A 14,341-nucleotide genomic window follows, 5' to 3' on the forward strand; every position below is an offset into this window, starting at 1 on the left:
TCCCCGACCCGGCCCTCGCGCCCGGCCCGCGCACACGACCGGACGGGCGGGGGCCCGCCCCGGAAAAGACGAGACCGCCGCGGGCGGGGCGCGGCGGTGGGTGGGGCGTCGACGTGGCGGTCAGACCTCGACGTGCGCCAACGCGCTCGGATGGCGACGCAGGAAGCCCTCGATGGACTGCGCGGGGTGCCCCGTCAGGTCCGGCACGGTCGTGGCCACCACGTCCAACTCCCCGGCCGCGATCGCCGCGTACGACGAGGCCCACCCCTCGATCTCCCATTCCGCGGCCCCGGTGGGACGGCGCGATCGCAACGCCTCCTCCCAGGTCTGGGGCACGTAGCGGATCGTGCGGCCGGTGAGCCGGCCCAGCCTCTCCACCGTGGCGCCCACCGACAGAGCCTCCGGTCCGGTCACGTCGTAGGTCACCCCCTCGGAGGTGGCGATGACCACCGGGTCCGTGAGCACGGCGGTGGCCACGTCCGCCACGTCGTCCCGGGAGACCCACGCGACCCGGCCGTCACCGGCGGGGCCGCGCACCACACCCTCGTCGTCCACCCAGTGGGGCAGCAGGTCCAGGTACAGAGCGGGTCTCAGGAACGTGTGCGCGACCCCCGTGGACCGGATGTGCGCCTCGGTGAAGAAGTGCGTGCGGGCGAAGGTGAACGTCGCCGCCGGCCCCGCGCCGAGGAACGACAGGTACACGATCCGGGAGACCCCGGCCGCGACGGCGGCGTCCACCGCACCGATGTGCGTCTCCATCCGGTCCTCGGACTCGGTCGCCGAGACCAGGAACAGGGTGTCCACCCCGCGACAGGCCCGCCCGAAGGCCGACGCGTCCTCGTAGACGGCCATCGACGCGCTGCTGTCCGGGTACTCCGGGGCGCGGTTGATGTCCCGTACGATGAAGCGCTGCGTCAACCCGAGCCTGGCGATCCGGGCGGCCACGCGCCCGCCCACCGCCCCCGTGGCCCCGGTGACACCTATGGTGTGGTTTGTCATGTGATCGTCGCCCATGACTGCCATCCTGGAGTACGGGGACGTGTCCGGCACTCATCGGCACGCCCCTTTTTGCGCTCGTCGTTCAGGCGTCGGTCCGCTCCGGGTCGGTGTGCACGTCCGCGCTCGGGGCGGGGGCGGACGGTCGGGTACGGGGCCGGTAGGCGAGACGGCGCAACAGCACCTCCGCGGGCCCGCGACGCCCCGCGCGTTCGAGGGCGTAGGCGGCCACCACGGTGACCAGCCACACCCCGGTCGCGAACAGGAACATCGTCCACGAGGTCAGGTACGCGGCCAGCCCCAGACCCCACGCCGCCAGCAGCGGGGCGCACAGCACCGACTGGGCCAGATAGGCGCTCATGGACCGCTTGCCCGTGGCGCTCAGCGCGGTCAACACGACCCCGTCGGTGCGGCCGCGCTCCTGGAACCGGTGCGCCACCAGGGCGATCAGCGCCACGTAGCCCACACCGCAGAACAGGCCGCTCAGCATGTGCGGCATGGTCAGCATCTGCGCCTGCAGGGGGTCGAGACCGAGCACACCGATCTGCTGCAGGGCCAGGGGCAGCCCGCCGAGCCACCCCACCGTGATGCCGACGATCGCGGTCAGGCGCAGCGTCCTCAGGTGGCGGCCCGGCTCCTCCAGGAAACTCCGGCGCGCGGCCCAGAAACCGAACAGGATCGCCGTGGGCACCACCAGCCCGAGCAGACCCTGGCCCAGCACGACCAGGGGCCAGGCGGAGATCCGGGCGAGGGCGGCGGCCACCAGGGAGGTCTCGCCGATGTTGCCGGCGAGCGCCGCCATGTCGAAGTCACCGTCCTGCGCGGTCGCTCCGCCCACGAAGGGCAGGGCCAGCAGGCTGACCACGGCCAGCGTGCCGATGAGGCCGACGAGAACGAACCCCCACACCAGCAGGGTGGTGTCCCGCCGGCGGAAGAACAGCCAGGCCAGCACCAGCCCCGCCAGACCGTAGGCGCCGAGGATGTCGCCCATCCACAGCAGCAGGGCGTGTACGAACCCGAAGACGATCAGCCACAGGTTGCGGCGGCGCAACAGGCCGTCCACGTCCTTGGGGCTCACCCCGGACGCCTCCTGTCGGCGGGCCAGCTGCACCATCCCGTAGCCGAAAAGGAAGGCGAACATCGGGTAGCTGCGCATGTCCACGGCCGCGACCGTGAAGAACTGCGCCACCGCGTCCAGTGCGCCCTCGGGTTCGGGGTGCATGGTGGCGCCCCCGGGCGTCGAGGCCCACAGATACCAGACGGTGTTGGCGAGCGCGATGAACAACAGCATGAAGCCGCGTGCCAGATCGGGAGCCAGGGCCCGATCGGTCGTGTTCGTCGGACCGGCCGAGGCCGTGTGCCGGGACATGGGGGCTCCTGGAGTCGAGACCTATCGCGATCCCCCGATTCAACCGTGGTGCGGACGAAACGCACAACCGGCCCTACGTATGAGAAATCCCCCGAATCATCCCAGGGTCTCCCCTAGGGGTCGGGGGTCGGTGACGTCTTCGGTGCCCGCGCCGGCTCAGTGGGAGCGGCGGGTGGCCGCCACCACCAACTCGCCCAACGGGCCGCGCGCGCCCCCGTCCAGCTCCGGGCTCCGCAGGGCGGCCAGGGCCCGCTCGGCGTACTCGTCGACCAGGGACTCGCAGGCGGCGAGGGCCCCGCTGGACTCGATCAGGGCGCACATCCACTCCACCGAGGCCGCCGAGAGGTCGGGGTCGCCCAGCAACGCACGGAAGCGCGTGGCGTCGGCGTCCCCGGACCGGGCCAGGGTCTCGGCCACGACCAGGGTCCGCTTGCCCTCGCGCAGGTCGTCGCCGGCGGGCTTGCCCGTCGTGGAGGGGTCGCCGAACACGCCCAGCAGGTCGTCGCGGAGTTGGAAGGCGATCCCCAGCGGGATGCCGTAGTCGGTGTAGACCTCGGTGAGCTCCGGGCCCCGACCGGCCAGGGCGGCGCCCAGGTGCAGCGGGCGCTCCACCGTGTACTTGGCGGACTTGTACCGCATCACCCGCAGGGCCGCCTCACGGGTGGCGGTGCCGCGCACCTGCTCCAGGGTGTCCAGGTACTGCCCGGCCATGACCTCGGTGCGCATCGCGTCGAAGGGGGCGCGGCCGTCCCGCAGCGTCTCCGGTGCGAAACCGCTGCCCTGGTACATCTCGTCGGACCACGCCAGGCACAGGTCGCCGATGAGGATCGCGGCGCCCTGACCGAACCCGTCGCTGTCGCCGCTCCAGCCCTGTTCGGCGTGCAGCTGGGCCATCCGCTTGTGGGTGGCGGGCAGACCGCGTCGGGTGTCGCTGTTGTCGATCACGTCGTCGTGCACGAGCGCGCAGGCCTGGAGGAACTCCAGGGAGGCGGCGGCCCGCACCATGCGCGCGTCCGTCTCGGCGCCGCCCGCGCCGCGCCACCCCCAGTAGGCGAAGGTGGGGCGCAGCCGCTTGCCGTGGGAGACCATGACCTCCAGAGCGTCCATCGCTGGGGCCAGCTCGGCGCCGATCTCCAGCAGCCGTTCACGGTGGTCGGCGCAGAAGTCGGACAGTTCACGGTCGACGTCGGAGCGGATGACGGACACGGCTGAGGAGGTCGTGGAAGGGGCCATACCCAGCAGGTTAGCCCCTGCCCGGTGGAACGAGGGCCCGAACGCCGCCCGCCGGTCGGCGTGCGCGGGGCCGTTTCCGTGGGTGGAATTCATGGTGTCCGAGATGTGGACAAGCGGGGGAGGGGGAGCGACGTCCGGGTGTTCCTCCTCTCCTGCGAGAACGCCCGGTGTTTCCTGCTCGTTCATGTCCGTGTGGGGCCTTTTGGGCGCATTCTCCGTCAGCATGTCGATCATCTCGCATCGTGGCACTTGAGACAGAGAGGGCGGATCTCGTATCGCATCGTGAGATTTCGTGTCCGCCGGGCGAGGGCCTGGCCTAAGGTGGGACGCATGCTCGCTGCACCGACCCGCCCAGTGGCGCCCCGAAGCCCGGCCCCCCGGCCACGCCATATCCGAGATCTGCTCGACTCGGGTGAACCGTTGTTCTCCTTCGAGTTCTTTCCGCCCCGCAACACCCGCTCCCAGGAGCGACTGTGGCGTGCCATCCGGGAGATCGAGGCGCTGGGCCCCTCCTTCGTCTCCGTCACCTACGGAGCCGGCGGCGGTACCCGCGATCTCACGGTGGAGACCACCGAACGCATCGCCACCGACACCACGTTGATGCCGGTCGCCCACATGACGTTGGTCGACCACTCCGTGGCGGAGCTGCGCCACCTCATCGGCCGGCTGTCCGACGCAGGGGTGTCCAACATGCTGGCCGTGCGCGGCGACCCGCCCGGTGACCCCGACGGCGCGTGGGTCCGTCATCCCGAGGGGTTCGACTACGCCGAGGAACTGGTCCGGTTGCTCAAGGAGAGCGGCGACTTCTCCGTCGGTGTGGCGGCCTTCCCCTACAAGCACCCGCGCTCGGCCGACGTCGAGATCGACACCGACCACTTCGTGCGCAAGTGCGAGGCGGGCGCGGACTACGCCATCACCCAGATGTTCTTCGACGCCGAGGACTACCTGCGGCTGCGCGACCGGGTCGCCGCCCGCGGGTGCGAGGTCCCGATCATCCCCGAGGTGTTCCCGGTGGTGAAGCTGGCCTCGATCCCCCGTTCGGAGAAGCTCTCGGGCGCACCGTTCCCGCGCGATCTGGCCGCGCGCTTCGAGCGTCTGGGAGACGACGCCGAGGCGGTGCGGGCGTTCGGTATCGAGCACGCCCAGAACATGTGCGAGCGGTTGTTGGCGGAGGGCGCGCCGGGCATCCACTTCATCACCTTCAACCAGTCCACGGCCACCAGGGAGATCTATCGCGAGATCGCCCCGGACCGGGGTCGGTCAGCGGCAGCCGAGCGGCCATGATCGAGAAGGGCTGGCTCGGGCTTCCGGGGAAGGAGAACGGGTCCAGCACCTCGACGAACCCGCACGAACGGTAGAGGTGGCGAGCGGCCGAGGGGCCCGAGCGCGTGGAGAGCACGGCGGTGCGTTCCGGCCGTCCCGCGCACAGTCGATGCAGCATGCGACGGCCGATCCCCTGGTTCTGCGCGTCGGGGTGGACGTGCACCTCGGCGATCTCCAGGGGGTCGCTCAGGTAGCGCCGCAGCTGACCCCGCCGACCACGGGTGCGCATACCCTCGGTGACCACGTCGTGCCACCACTGGCCGTCCCGGCCGTGGAAGGCGTAGGCGAACCCCACCGCGTGGTCGTCCCGTACGGCCACCACGCAGCGGAAGTCCGGGTAGAGGGTGTGCCCGTGCATGACCGAGGCCCGTCCCGGCAACTGTTCGGGGGGTGGGCGCATGGCGGCCCGATAGACCTCCAGGAGCGCCGGGACGGCGTGCGTGAAGGCGGCGGGGGCGAGCTCACGTAAATCGGTGTCGACGGCCACGGGTCCAGAGTAGGCGGTGGTGCCGACGTTCGGCCTGCTTCGCGTGGGGTCGACGTTGCCCCGTTCCTCCTTGACGCTCCCGTCGTGGGGGTGTTAACTGGAACGCGTCGAACAGGAGTTCGATACGTTCGCGGACGAGCGGACGTGGCGAGGCCGGACCGGGGAGGGGAAGCCCTTGTCCGGTCTCGTCGTGCGTACCGGATCGCGGTCCAGCGGATCCGGACGGTCGAGTGGACCCGGACGGTCGAGTGGACCCGGACGACGGAGAGCCGGGCACCACCCGTGAAGGCGGCACCCGGCTCCCCTGTGCGTTCGTACTGCTGCGCGCGCCCGGGGTCAGAAGGCGTCGACGGCGCGGCGGGCCTCGGGGTCGAGGACCCCCCAGTTGATGAGTTCCTCGGTGAGGTCGCCGGGGGACTTGTCGTAGATGACCGCGAGTGAGCGCAGGTCCTCCTGGCGGATGGACAGCACTCGCCCGTTGTAGTCACCCCGCTGGCTCTGGATGGTGGCGACGTAGCGGGAGAGCGGGCCCGCCTTCTCCTGCGGCAGCTGCTGCATCCGCTCCAGGTCGATCACCAGCTTGGGTGTCGGGCCCAGGGGAGTGGGTGCGGCGCCGCCGGGCAGAAGCTCCGACATCGGCACCCCGTAGAAGTCGGCCAGTTCGGCCAGCTTCTGGACGGTGACCGCGCGGTCGCCACGCTCGTAGGAGCCCACCACGACGGCCTTCCAGCGTCCGTGGGACTTCTCCTCCACCCCGTGCAGAGAAAGACCCTGCTGGGTGCGGATGGCACGCAGTCGCGCACCGAGGGACTTGGCGTATTCGGATGGCATTTTCTTGTCGCTCCCGGCCGTGACGGTGGCTGGCGTGAGTGGGGAGACGTCCGCTCGTACTCGGCGGGCCGCCTGGGCGGTCCAGCGGATGGTCACGGGATGCAACCCCACCCGGTAGTGGTTACAGACAGTGACGGTAGAGGGGGGCTGCCATCCAGGTCAAGCCGTTGGTGTGAAACGCGACTAATCAGTGGCCAAACCGTGCGTAGGTGAGACGTCTCTCATTTGAGGAGGGGTCGGGGCGAGTGGGGTGTTCTCCGGGGTCGGAAAGCCCGCTCCCACAGGGAATTTCGTGTTTCAGACGAATGGGGGGCGAATCCGGAGTGTCATGAAATGAATACTCTTGGCTGGGCAATCGGTGGCAAGTAATGTGATGAGCATCACATTTACGTGTTCGTCGCCGGGGGAGCCCCCGAAGAGGGCACCGTCGCCGCTGGTAGCGTGAGCCCGATCGACATCCTTTAACGACCTGTTCAGTGAGGCAGGGAAGGGGTCACCGCTTTGCATGCGCGAAAACCGACCCGTGACGACGACGGGATCGTCGCCCCCGAAGGCACCAGGGCCGTCCTCGACGGCAACGAGATCAACCGGGCGCTGACCCGGATCGCCCATGAGGTGCTCGAACGCACCAAGGGCGGCCAGGAGGTCACCCTCCTGGGCATCCCCTCCCGCGGCGTTCCCCTCGCCCGGCGTCTGGCCCGGCGGATCGAGCGGGTCGAGGACCTGAGCGTCCCCACCGGATCCCTGGACATCACCATGTACCGGGACGACCTGCGACTCGCCCCCGCCCGCGCACTCGGGAGAACCGAGATCCCCGCAGGCGGTCTCGACGACCGCGTCGTCGTCCTGGTCGACGACGTCCTCTTCTCCGGGCGCACCGTGCGCGCCGCCCTCGACGCCCTCGGCGACCTCGGTCGCCCCCGCGCCGTCCAGCTCGCCGTCCTCGTCGACCGGGGCCACCGCGAACTGCCCATCCGCGCCGACTACGTGGGCAAGAACCTGCCCACGTCCCTGCGCGAGAGCGTCACCGTCCAGCTGGACGAGATCGACGGGCACGACGCCGTGCTGCTCGGCCCCTCCCGGACCTCGCCCTCCACCACCCTCGCGAGCGGCACCCGCCCGGGTTCTCTCCAGCGCCCCGAGACCACGGAAGGGGACGCCTGATGCGCCACCTGCTCTCCACCGGCGACCTCGACCGTGACGAGGCCACGCTCATCCTGGACACGGCCACCGAGCTCGCCCAGGTGGGGGACCGTTCCGTCAAGAAGCTCCCCACCCTGCGCGGTCGCACCGTGGTCAACCTCTTCTACGAGGACTCCACCCGCACCCGCACGTCCTTCGAACTGGCCGCCAAACGCCTGTCCGCCGACGTCATCAACTTCTCCGCCAAGGGTTCCAGCGTCTCCAAGGGGGAGAGCCTCAAGGACACGGCCCTGACCCTGCAGGCCATGGGCGCCGACGGCGTCGTCATCCGCCACAGCGCCTCCGGCGCCGCCCACCGCCTGGCCAACTGGGTCGACGGGTCGGTGCTCAACGCCGGCGACGGCACGCACGAACACCCCACCCAGGCACTGCTGGACGCCTTCACCATGCGCGCGCGCCTGGGCCGTCTCGAAGGTCTGCGCGTGGCCGTGGTCGGCGACATCCTGCACAGTCGGGTCGCCCGTTCCAACGTGCTGCTGCTCACCACCCTGGGCGCGCACGTCACGCTGGTCGCACCGCCCACCCTGCTGCCGGTGTCGGTCCACACCTGGCCCTGTGAGGTCTCCTACGACCTCGACCGGGTCCTGCCCGAGACCGACGTGGTCATGATGCTGCGCGTGCAGGCCGAACGCATGCGCGACTCCTTCTTCCCCTCCGTGCGCGAGTACAGCCGCAACTACGGTCTCGACGGCGAACGGCTGGGCCGTATGCCGGCCGAGGCCATCGTCATGCACCCGGGGCCGATGGTGCGCGGCATGGAGATCTCCGCCGAGGTCGCCGACTCGCCCCGCTGTACCGTCACCGAGCAGGTCGCCAACGGTGTCAGCCTGCGCATGGCCGTCCTCTACCTGCTCCTCGGCGGCTCATAGCGGTGTCCGCTCCGGCCCCTCCGCTCCACCCCGACCCGCGATCCGGGCCCCGGGGAGCGGTACGGGGACCCCGAGCGGGCGCGGCGCGCCCACGCCCCGCGCCACCGAGACGCCGCTCCGGCCGCCCCACGAACTTCACGAACACGAGAAAGCCGACATCTCCATGCCCGAAAACCAGGGACCGTATCTGATCCGCGGTGCTCGCCCGCTCGGTGGGGACCCCGTCGACCTGCTGCTGGAGGACGGGAGGATCGCCGCGATCGACCCCGACCCGGCCGCCACCGAAGGCGCGGAGGTCATCGACGCCGAGGGACTCATCGCCCTGCCCGGACTGGTGGACCTGCACACCCACCTGCGCGAACCCGGTCGTGAGGACGCCGAGACCGTCGCCTCCGGTTCGCGCGCCGCGGCCATGGGCGGCTACACCGCCGTCCACGCCATGGCCAACACCGACCCCGTCGCCGACACCGCCGGTGTCGTCGAGCAGGTCTGGCGCCTGGGCCGCGAGGCCGGGTACTGCGACGTCCACCCCGTCGGTGCCGTCACCGTCGGCCTGGCCGGACGACAGTTGTCCGAGATCGGTGCCATGGCCGACTCCGCTGCCGGGGTCCGGGTCTTCTCCGACGACGGCATCTGCGTCTCCGACGCCCTGCTCATGCGCCGTGCCCTGGAGTACGTCAAGGCCTTCGACGGCGTCATCGCCCAGCACGCCCAGGAGCCGCGCCTGACCGAGGGCGCCCAGATGAACGAGGGCTGTGTCTCCGACCGCCTCGGGCTGCCCGGTTGGCCCGCGGTCGCCGAGGAGGCGATCATCGCCCGCGACTGCCTGCTCGCCCAGCACGTGGGTTCGCGCCTGCACGTGTGCCACGTCTCCACCCAGGGCTCGGTGGACATCATCCGCTGGGCCAAGGAACGCGGCTGCGACGTCACCGCCGAGGTCACCCCGCACCACCTGCTGCTCACCGACGACCTGGTGGAGAGCTACGATCCGGTCTACAAGGTGAACCCGCCACTGCGCACGGCCGAGGACGTCCAGGCGCTGCGCGCGGGTCTGGCGGACGGCACGATCGACATCGTCGCCACCGACCACGCGCCCCACCCGGCGGAGGCCAAGGAGACCGAGTGGTCCACCGCCGCGATGGGCATGATCGGGTTGGAGACCGCGCTCGGCGTGGTCCACAAGACCATGGTCGAGACCGGTCTGCTCACCTGGGAGCAGGTGGCCGACCGGATGTCCGCCGCGCCCGCCCGCATCGGCCGGCTCGACGGACACGGACGTGAGCTCGCCGTCGGCGAGCCCGCCAACATCGTCCTCTACGACCCCGCCGCCCCCGTCGACGTCGACGGGGCCGCGATGGTCGGCAAGAGCGGCAACACCCCCTTCCGGGGCATGAGCCTGCCCGGGCGGATCGTCGCCACGTTCCTGCGCGGCACCGCGACCGTCCTGGAGGGGAAGATCAAGTGAGTTTCGAAGCCCAGGCCGGACCTGGCACTACTGAGGGGGCAAACGTGTCCGAGGAGATCGGCGGACCGGCGATTCTGGTGCTCGAGGACGGTCGCGTGTTCCACGGCCGCTCCTTCGGCGCCACCGGCGAGACCTTCGGCGAGGCCGTCTTCAACACCGGTATGACCGGCTACCAGGAGACCCTCACCGACCCCTCCTACCACCGCCAGATCGTCGCGATGACCGCCCCGCACATCGGCAACACCGGGGTCAACGACGACGACCCCGAGTCCGGTCGCGTCTGGGTGGCCGGTTACGTGGTCCGCGAGCCCGCCCGCATCCCCTCCAACTGGCGTGCCCAGCGCACCCTCGACGAGGAACTGCGCCGCCAGAACGTGGTCGGCATCGCCCTGACCGGCACCCGCGCCCTCACCCGCCACCTGCGCGACAGGGGCGCGATGCGCGCCGCCATCAGCACCGTCGAGACCGACCCCCGGGCGCTGCTCGCCCGCATCCTGGAGCAGCCCCGCATGGCCGGCTCCGACCTGGCCGTCGAGGTCAGCACCGACGCCCCCTACGAGGTCCTGCCGCCCGAAGGCGTCGAGACCCGCTTCCACGTGGCCGCCGTCGACCTCGGCATCAAGGCCATGACGCCCCAGCGTCTGGCCGAGCGGGGCTGCCGGGTCACCGTTCTGCCCGGCTCCGCCACCGCCGAGGACATCCTCGCCCTCGAACCGGACGGCGTCTTCTTCAGCAACGGCCCCGGCGACCCCGCCACCGCCGACGTCCCCGTCGCGGCCATGCGCGGCGTCCTGGACGCCGGCAAGCCGCTCTTCGGTATCTGCTTCGGCAACCAGATCCTGGGCCGCTCGCTGGGCCTGGGCACGTACAAGCTGCCGTTCGGTCACCGAGGGATCAACCAGCCGGTCATCGACACCCGCTCCCAGAAGGTGGCGATCACCAGCCAGAACCACGGCTTCGCCGTGGACGCCCCGCTCGACGCCCCGTTCGACACCCCCTACGGCCGGGCCGAGGTCAGCCACATCGGCCTCAACGACCAGGTCGTCGAGGGCCTGCGGTTGCTGGACCGCCCCGTGTTCAGCGTCCAGTTCCACCCCGAGGCCGCCGCCGGTCCCCACGACGCCGCCGAGCTCTTCGACGAGTTCGTCGACCTGATGTCCGCCCAGCCCGCAGCGGCTGCCAAGTAGTAAGAGGTACAGAGCATGCCGCGCCGTAGTGACCTTTCCTCCGTCCTCGTGATCGGCTCCGGTCCGATCGTGATCGGGCAGGCGGCCGAGTTCGACTACTCGGGCACCCAGGCCTGTCGGGTCCTTCGGGCCGAGGGCCTGCGGGTCATCCTGGTCAACTCCAATCCGGCCACGATCATGACGGACCCGGAGATCGCCGACGCCACGTACGTCGAGCCGATCACCCCCGAGATGATCGAGAAGATCATCGCCAAGGAGCGCCCCGACGCGCTCCTGCCGACCCTGGGCGGACAGACCGCGCTCAACGCCGCCGTCGACCTGCACGAGGCCGGCGTCCTGACCAAGTACGACGTCGAGCTCATCGGCGCCAACATCGCGGCCATCCAGTCCGGGGAGGACCGGGAGAGCTTCAAGCAGATCGTCGAGCGCATCGGCGGCGAATCCGCCCGCTCGCGCATCTGCCACAGCCTCCAGGAGTGCCTGGACGCCGCCGAGGAGCTGAACTACCCCGTGGTGGTCCGGCCCTCCTTCACCATGGGCGGCGCCGGCTCGGGCTTCGCCCACAACGAGACCGAACTGCGCCGCATCGCCGGTCAGGGTCTGGCGCTCTCCCCGACCACCGAGGTGCTCCTGGAGGAGTCCATCCTCGGCTGGAAGGAGTACGAACTGGAGCTGATGCGCGACACCAACGACAACGTCGTGGTCGTCTGCTCCATCGAGAACCTCGACCCCATGGGCGTGCACACCGGCGACTCCATCACCGTCGCCCCCGCCATGACCCTCACCGACCGCGAATACCAGAAGCTCCGCGACATCGGCATCGCGGTCATCCGCGAGGTCGGCGTGGACACCGGCGGCTGCAACATCCAGTTCGCCGTCCACCCCACCACCGGTCGGGTCATCGTCATCGAGATGAACCCGCGGGTGTCCCGCTCCTCGGCGCTGGCCTCCAAGGCCACCGGCTTCCCGATCGCCAAGATCGCCGCCAAGCTGGCCGTCGGCTACACGCTGGACGAGATCCCCAACGACATCACCAAGGAGACCCCGGCCAGCTTCGAGCCCACGCTCGACTACGTCGTGGTCAAGGTGCCCCGGTTCGCCTTCGAGAAGTTCCCCGGCGCCGACCCCGGCCTGACCACCACCATGAAGTCGGTGGGCGAGGCCATGGCGATCGGCCGGTCCTTCCCCGAGGCGCTGCAGAAGGCCATGCGCTCCCTGGAGAAGGCCGGGGTCGGCCTCGACTGGGCGGGCACGCCCGATGACAAGGACGAGCTGCTGCGCCTGGCGGTCCGCCCCACCGAGCACCGCCTCCGTCAGGTCCAGCAGGCCCTGCGCGCCGGCGCCACCGTGCGGGAGCTCCACGACGCCACCAGCATCGACCCGTGGTTCCTGGACCAGATGCTGCGCCTGGAGGAGATGGCCCGCGTCCTGGCCGACGCTCCCAAGCTCGACGAGCGTCTGCTCCGCGAGGCCAAGGGCCTGGGCTTCTCCGACCTCCAGATCGGTCAGATCACGGGCCGCTCCGAGGACGTGGTCCGCGAACTCCGGCACGCCCTGGGCGTCCACCCCGTCTACCTGACGGTGGACACCTGCGCCGCCGAGTTCGCCGCCAGCACGCCGTACCTGTACTCCAGCTACGACGAGGAGACCGAGGTCCCGACCGGGGACCGGCCCAAGATCATCATCCTGGGCTCGGGACCCAACCGGATCGGTCAGGGCGTGGAGTTCGACTACTCCTGCGTCCACGCCTCCTTCGCCCTCTCCGACGCCGGGTTCGAGACCGTCATGGTCAACTGCAACCCCGAGACGGTCTCCACCGACTACGACACCAGTGACCGGCTCTACTTCGAGCCGCTCACGCTGGAGGACGTCCTGGAGGTCGTGCGCGCCGAGCAGTCCGCCGGGCCGGTCGTCGGCGTCATCGTCCAGTTGGGCGGCCAGACCCCGCTGGGCCTGGCCCGCCGCCTCAAGGAGGCGGGGGTGCCCATCATCGGCACCAGCCCCGAGGCCATCGACCTGGCCGAGGACCGCGGCGAGTTCGGCAAGGTCCTCACCGCCGCGGGTCTGCCCGCGCCCAAGTACGGCACCGCCTACTCCTTCGAGGAGGCCAAGGCGGCCGCCGACGAGATCGGCTACCCGGTCATGGTGCGTCCCTCCTACGTGCTGGGCGGACGCGGGATGGAGATCGTCTACAGCGAGGAGATGCTCGCCGACTACATCGAGCGCAACGCCGAGGTCAGCCCCGAGCACCCGGTCCTGATCGACCGCTTCCTCGACGACGCCATCGAGATCGACGTCGACGCCCTCTACGACGGCCAGGACCTGTACCTGGGCGGCGTCATGGAGCACATCGAGGAGGCCGGCATCCACTCCGGCGACTCGGCGTGCACCCTGCCCTCCATCACCCTGGGCAGCGAGGACATCGAGCGGATCCGCTACTCCACCGAGGCCATCGCCCGCGGTACCGGGGTGCGGGGCCTGCTCAACGTCCAGTACGCGCTCGCCTCGGGCGTCCTCAACGTCCTGGAGGCCAACCCGCGCGCCTCCCGCACGGTGCCGTTCGTCTCCAAGGCGACCGCGGTGCCGCTCGCCAAGGCGGCCGCCCGCGTCATGGCCGGCAGCACCATCGCCGAACTGCGCGCCGAGGGCATGCTGCCCGCCAAGGGCGACGGCGGCGACCTGCCCGCCGACGCCCCGGTCTCGGTCAAGGAGGCGGTGCTGCCGTTCAACCGGTTCATCGACACGGAGGGCGAGGGGGTCGACACCATCCTCGGCCCGGAGATGCGCTCCACCGGTGAGGTGATGGGCCTGGACACCGAGTTCGGTCCGGCCTACGCCAAGTCGCAGCTGGCGGTCAACGGCACCCTGCCCACCGCGGGCAAGGTCTTCGTCTCGGTCGCCAACCGGGACAAGCGTTCGATGATCTTCCCGGTCAAGCGTCTGGCCGACCTCGGTCTGGAGATCCTGGCCACCGAGGGCACCGCAGTGGTGCTGCGCCGCAACGGCGTGCGCGCCACCGTGGTGCGCAAGCACAGCACCGGCCCCGGTCCCGACGGTGAACGCACCATCGTGCAGCTCATCCATGACGGCGAGGTCGACCTGATCGTCAACACCCCGTTCGGCAGCGCCGGTCAGTCCGGCCCGCGCCTGGACGGTTACGAGATCCGGACCGCCGCGATCGTCCGAGGCGTTCCGAGCGTCACGACCGTGCAGGGTCTGGCCGCCGCGGTGCAGGCCATCGAGGCCCGCGTGCGCGGCGATGTCGGGGTGCGTTCCCTGCAGGAGCACGCCCAAGCGCTCACGGCGAGTCGCCGGGACTCCTAGGCTGTAGCGGACACGGGCCGAAGCTCGGCCGAGGCCCGGAGCCTTGCGCGGTCC

General features: G+C 70.6%; 11 protein-coding genes. 6 read left to right on the forward strand and 5 right to left on the reverse strand.

Annotated features, from left to right (window positions below):
* Positions 1-120: 120 nt before the first annotated feature.
* The 3 genes from DSY14_RS22340 to DSY14_RS22350 all read right to left on the reverse strand — a co-directional run bounded on the left by DSY14_RS22340 (position 121) and on the right by DSY14_RS22350 (position 3,598).
* Positions 121-1,014, reverse strand: coding sequence for an SDR family oxidoreductase (locus DSY14_RS22340; protein ID WP_211718581.1), 894 nt, complete (start codon positions 1,012-1,014; stop codon positions 121-123).
* Positions 1,015-1,081: 67 nt separating this feature from the next.
* The gene (locus DSY14_RS22345; protein ID WP_211718582.1) at positions 1,082-2,365 is read right to left on the reverse strand and encodes a DUF418 domain-containing protein; all 1,284 of its coding nucleotides are present in this window, start codon (positions 2,363-2,365) and stop codon (positions 1,082-1,084) included.
* 156 nt (positions 2,366-2,521) lie between these two features.
* Positions 2,522-3,598, reverse strand: a complete 1,077-nt coding sequence (locus tag DSY14_RS22350; protein ID WP_211718583.1) for a polyprenyl synthetase family protein — start codon at positions 3,596-3,598, stop codon at positions 2,522-2,524.
* 354 nt (positions 3,599-3,952) lie between these two features.
* Here DSY14_RS22350 and metF point away from each other — a divergent pair, with 354 nt between their 5' ends.
* A complete protein-coding gene (gene metF / locus DSY14_RS22355) occupies positions 3,953-4,882 on the forward strand; it encodes a methylenetetrahydrofolate reductase [NAD(P)H] (RefSeq protein ID WP_211718589.1) in 930 nt (309 codons plus the stop codon).
* On the opposite strand, the gene DSY14_RS22360 is transcribed toward metF, so the two are convergent.
* Together DSY14_RS22360 and DSY14_RS22365 are read right to left on the reverse strand one after the other, a co-directional pair.
* Positions 4,800-5,408, reverse strand: coding sequence for a GNAT family N-acetyltransferase (locus DSY14_RS22360; RefSeq protein WP_211718584.1), 609 nt, complete (start codon positions 5,406-5,408; stop codon positions 4,800-4,802). The genes metF and DSY14_RS22360 overlap by 83 nt on opposite strands.
* A gap of 336 nt (positions 5,409-5,744) precedes the next feature.
* Complete coding sequence (locus tag DSY14_RS22365; protein WP_013154123.1) at positions 5,745-6,239, reverse strand: transcriptional regulator; 495 nt, start codon at positions 6,237-6,239, stop codon at positions 5,745-5,747.
* Between the two features lie 501 nt (positions 6,240-6,740).
* On the opposite strand from DSY14_RS22365, the gene pyrR reads away from it, so the two are divergent.
* The 5 genes from pyrR (at position 6,741) to carB (ending at position 14,287) form a co-directional block, all read left to right on the forward strand.
* Positions 6,741-7,403, forward strand: a complete 663-nt coding sequence (gene pyrR, locus DSY14_RS22370) for a bifunctional pyr operon transcriptional regulator/uracil phosphoribosyltransferase PyrR (RefSeq protein ID WP_283091677.1) — start codon at positions 6,741-6,743, stop codon at positions 7,401-7,403.
* Positions 7,403-8,311, forward strand: a complete 909-nt coding sequence (locus tag DSY14_RS22375) for an aspartate carbamoyltransferase catalytic subunit (protein WP_211718585.1) — start codon at positions 7,403-7,405, stop codon at positions 8,309-8,311. Before pyrR ends, DSY14_RS22375 begins: the two co-directional genes overlap by 1 nt.
* A 163-nt stretch (positions 8,312-8,474) precedes the next feature.
* Complete coding sequence (locus tag DSY14_RS22380) at positions 8,475-9,776, forward strand: dihydroorotase (protein WP_211718586.1); 1,302 nt, start codon at positions 8,475-8,477, stop codon at positions 9,774-9,776.
* Between the two features lie 44 nt (positions 9,777-9,820).
* Complete coding sequence (gene carA / locus DSY14_RS22385) at positions 9,821-10,963, forward strand: glutamine-hydrolyzing carbamoyl-phosphate synthase small subunit (protein ID WP_211718587.1); 1,143 nt, start codon at positions 9,821-9,823, stop codon at positions 10,961-10,963.
* A gap of 15 nt (positions 10,964-10,978) precedes the next feature.
* On the forward strand, positions 10,979-14,287 hold the full coding sequence (carB, locus tag DSY14_RS22390) for a carbamoyl-phosphate synthase large subunit (protein WP_211718588.1): 3,309 nt from the start codon (positions 10,979-10,981) through the stop codon (positions 14,285-14,287).
* Positions 14,288-14,341: the final 54 nt, after the last annotated feature.

Origin of the sequence: Nocardiopsis sp. MG754419 (assembly GCF_018207095.1) — a bacterium.
GTDB lineage: Bacteria > Actinomycetota > Actinomycetes > Streptosporangiales > Streptosporangiaceae > Nocardiopsis.

Excerpts from the sequence above, each read along its gene's own strand:
- DSY14_RS22340 (WP_211718581.1), bottom strand. The coding sequence starts at position 1,014 with ATGGGCGACGATCACATGACAAACCACACCATAGGTGTCACCGGGGCC.
- DSY14_RS22345 (WP_211718582.1), bottom strand. The coding sequence starts at position 2,365 with ATGTCCCGGCACACGGCCTCGGCCGGTCCGACGAACACGACCGATCGG.
- DSY14_RS22350 (WP_211718583.1), bottom strand. The coding sequence starts at position 3,598 with ATGGCCCCTTCCACGACCTCCTCAGCCGTGTCCGTCATCCGCTCCGAC.
- DSY14_RS22365 (WP_013154123.1), bottom strand. The coding sequence starts at position 6,239 with ATGCCATCCGAATACGCCAAGTCCCTCGGTGCGCGACTGCGTGCCATC.
- DSY14_RS22375 (WP_211718585.1), top strand. The coding sequence starts at position 7,403 with ATGCGCCACCTGCTCTCCACCGGCGACCTCGACCGTGACGAGGCCACG.
- DSY14_RS22380 (WP_211718586.1), top strand. The coding sequence starts at position 8,475 with ATGCCCGAAAACCAGGGACCGTATCTGATCCGCGGTGCTCGCCCGCTC.
- carB (WP_211718588.1), top strand. The coding sequence starts at position 10,979 with ATGCCGCGCCGTAGTGACCTTTCCTCCGTCCTCGTGATCGGCTCCGGT.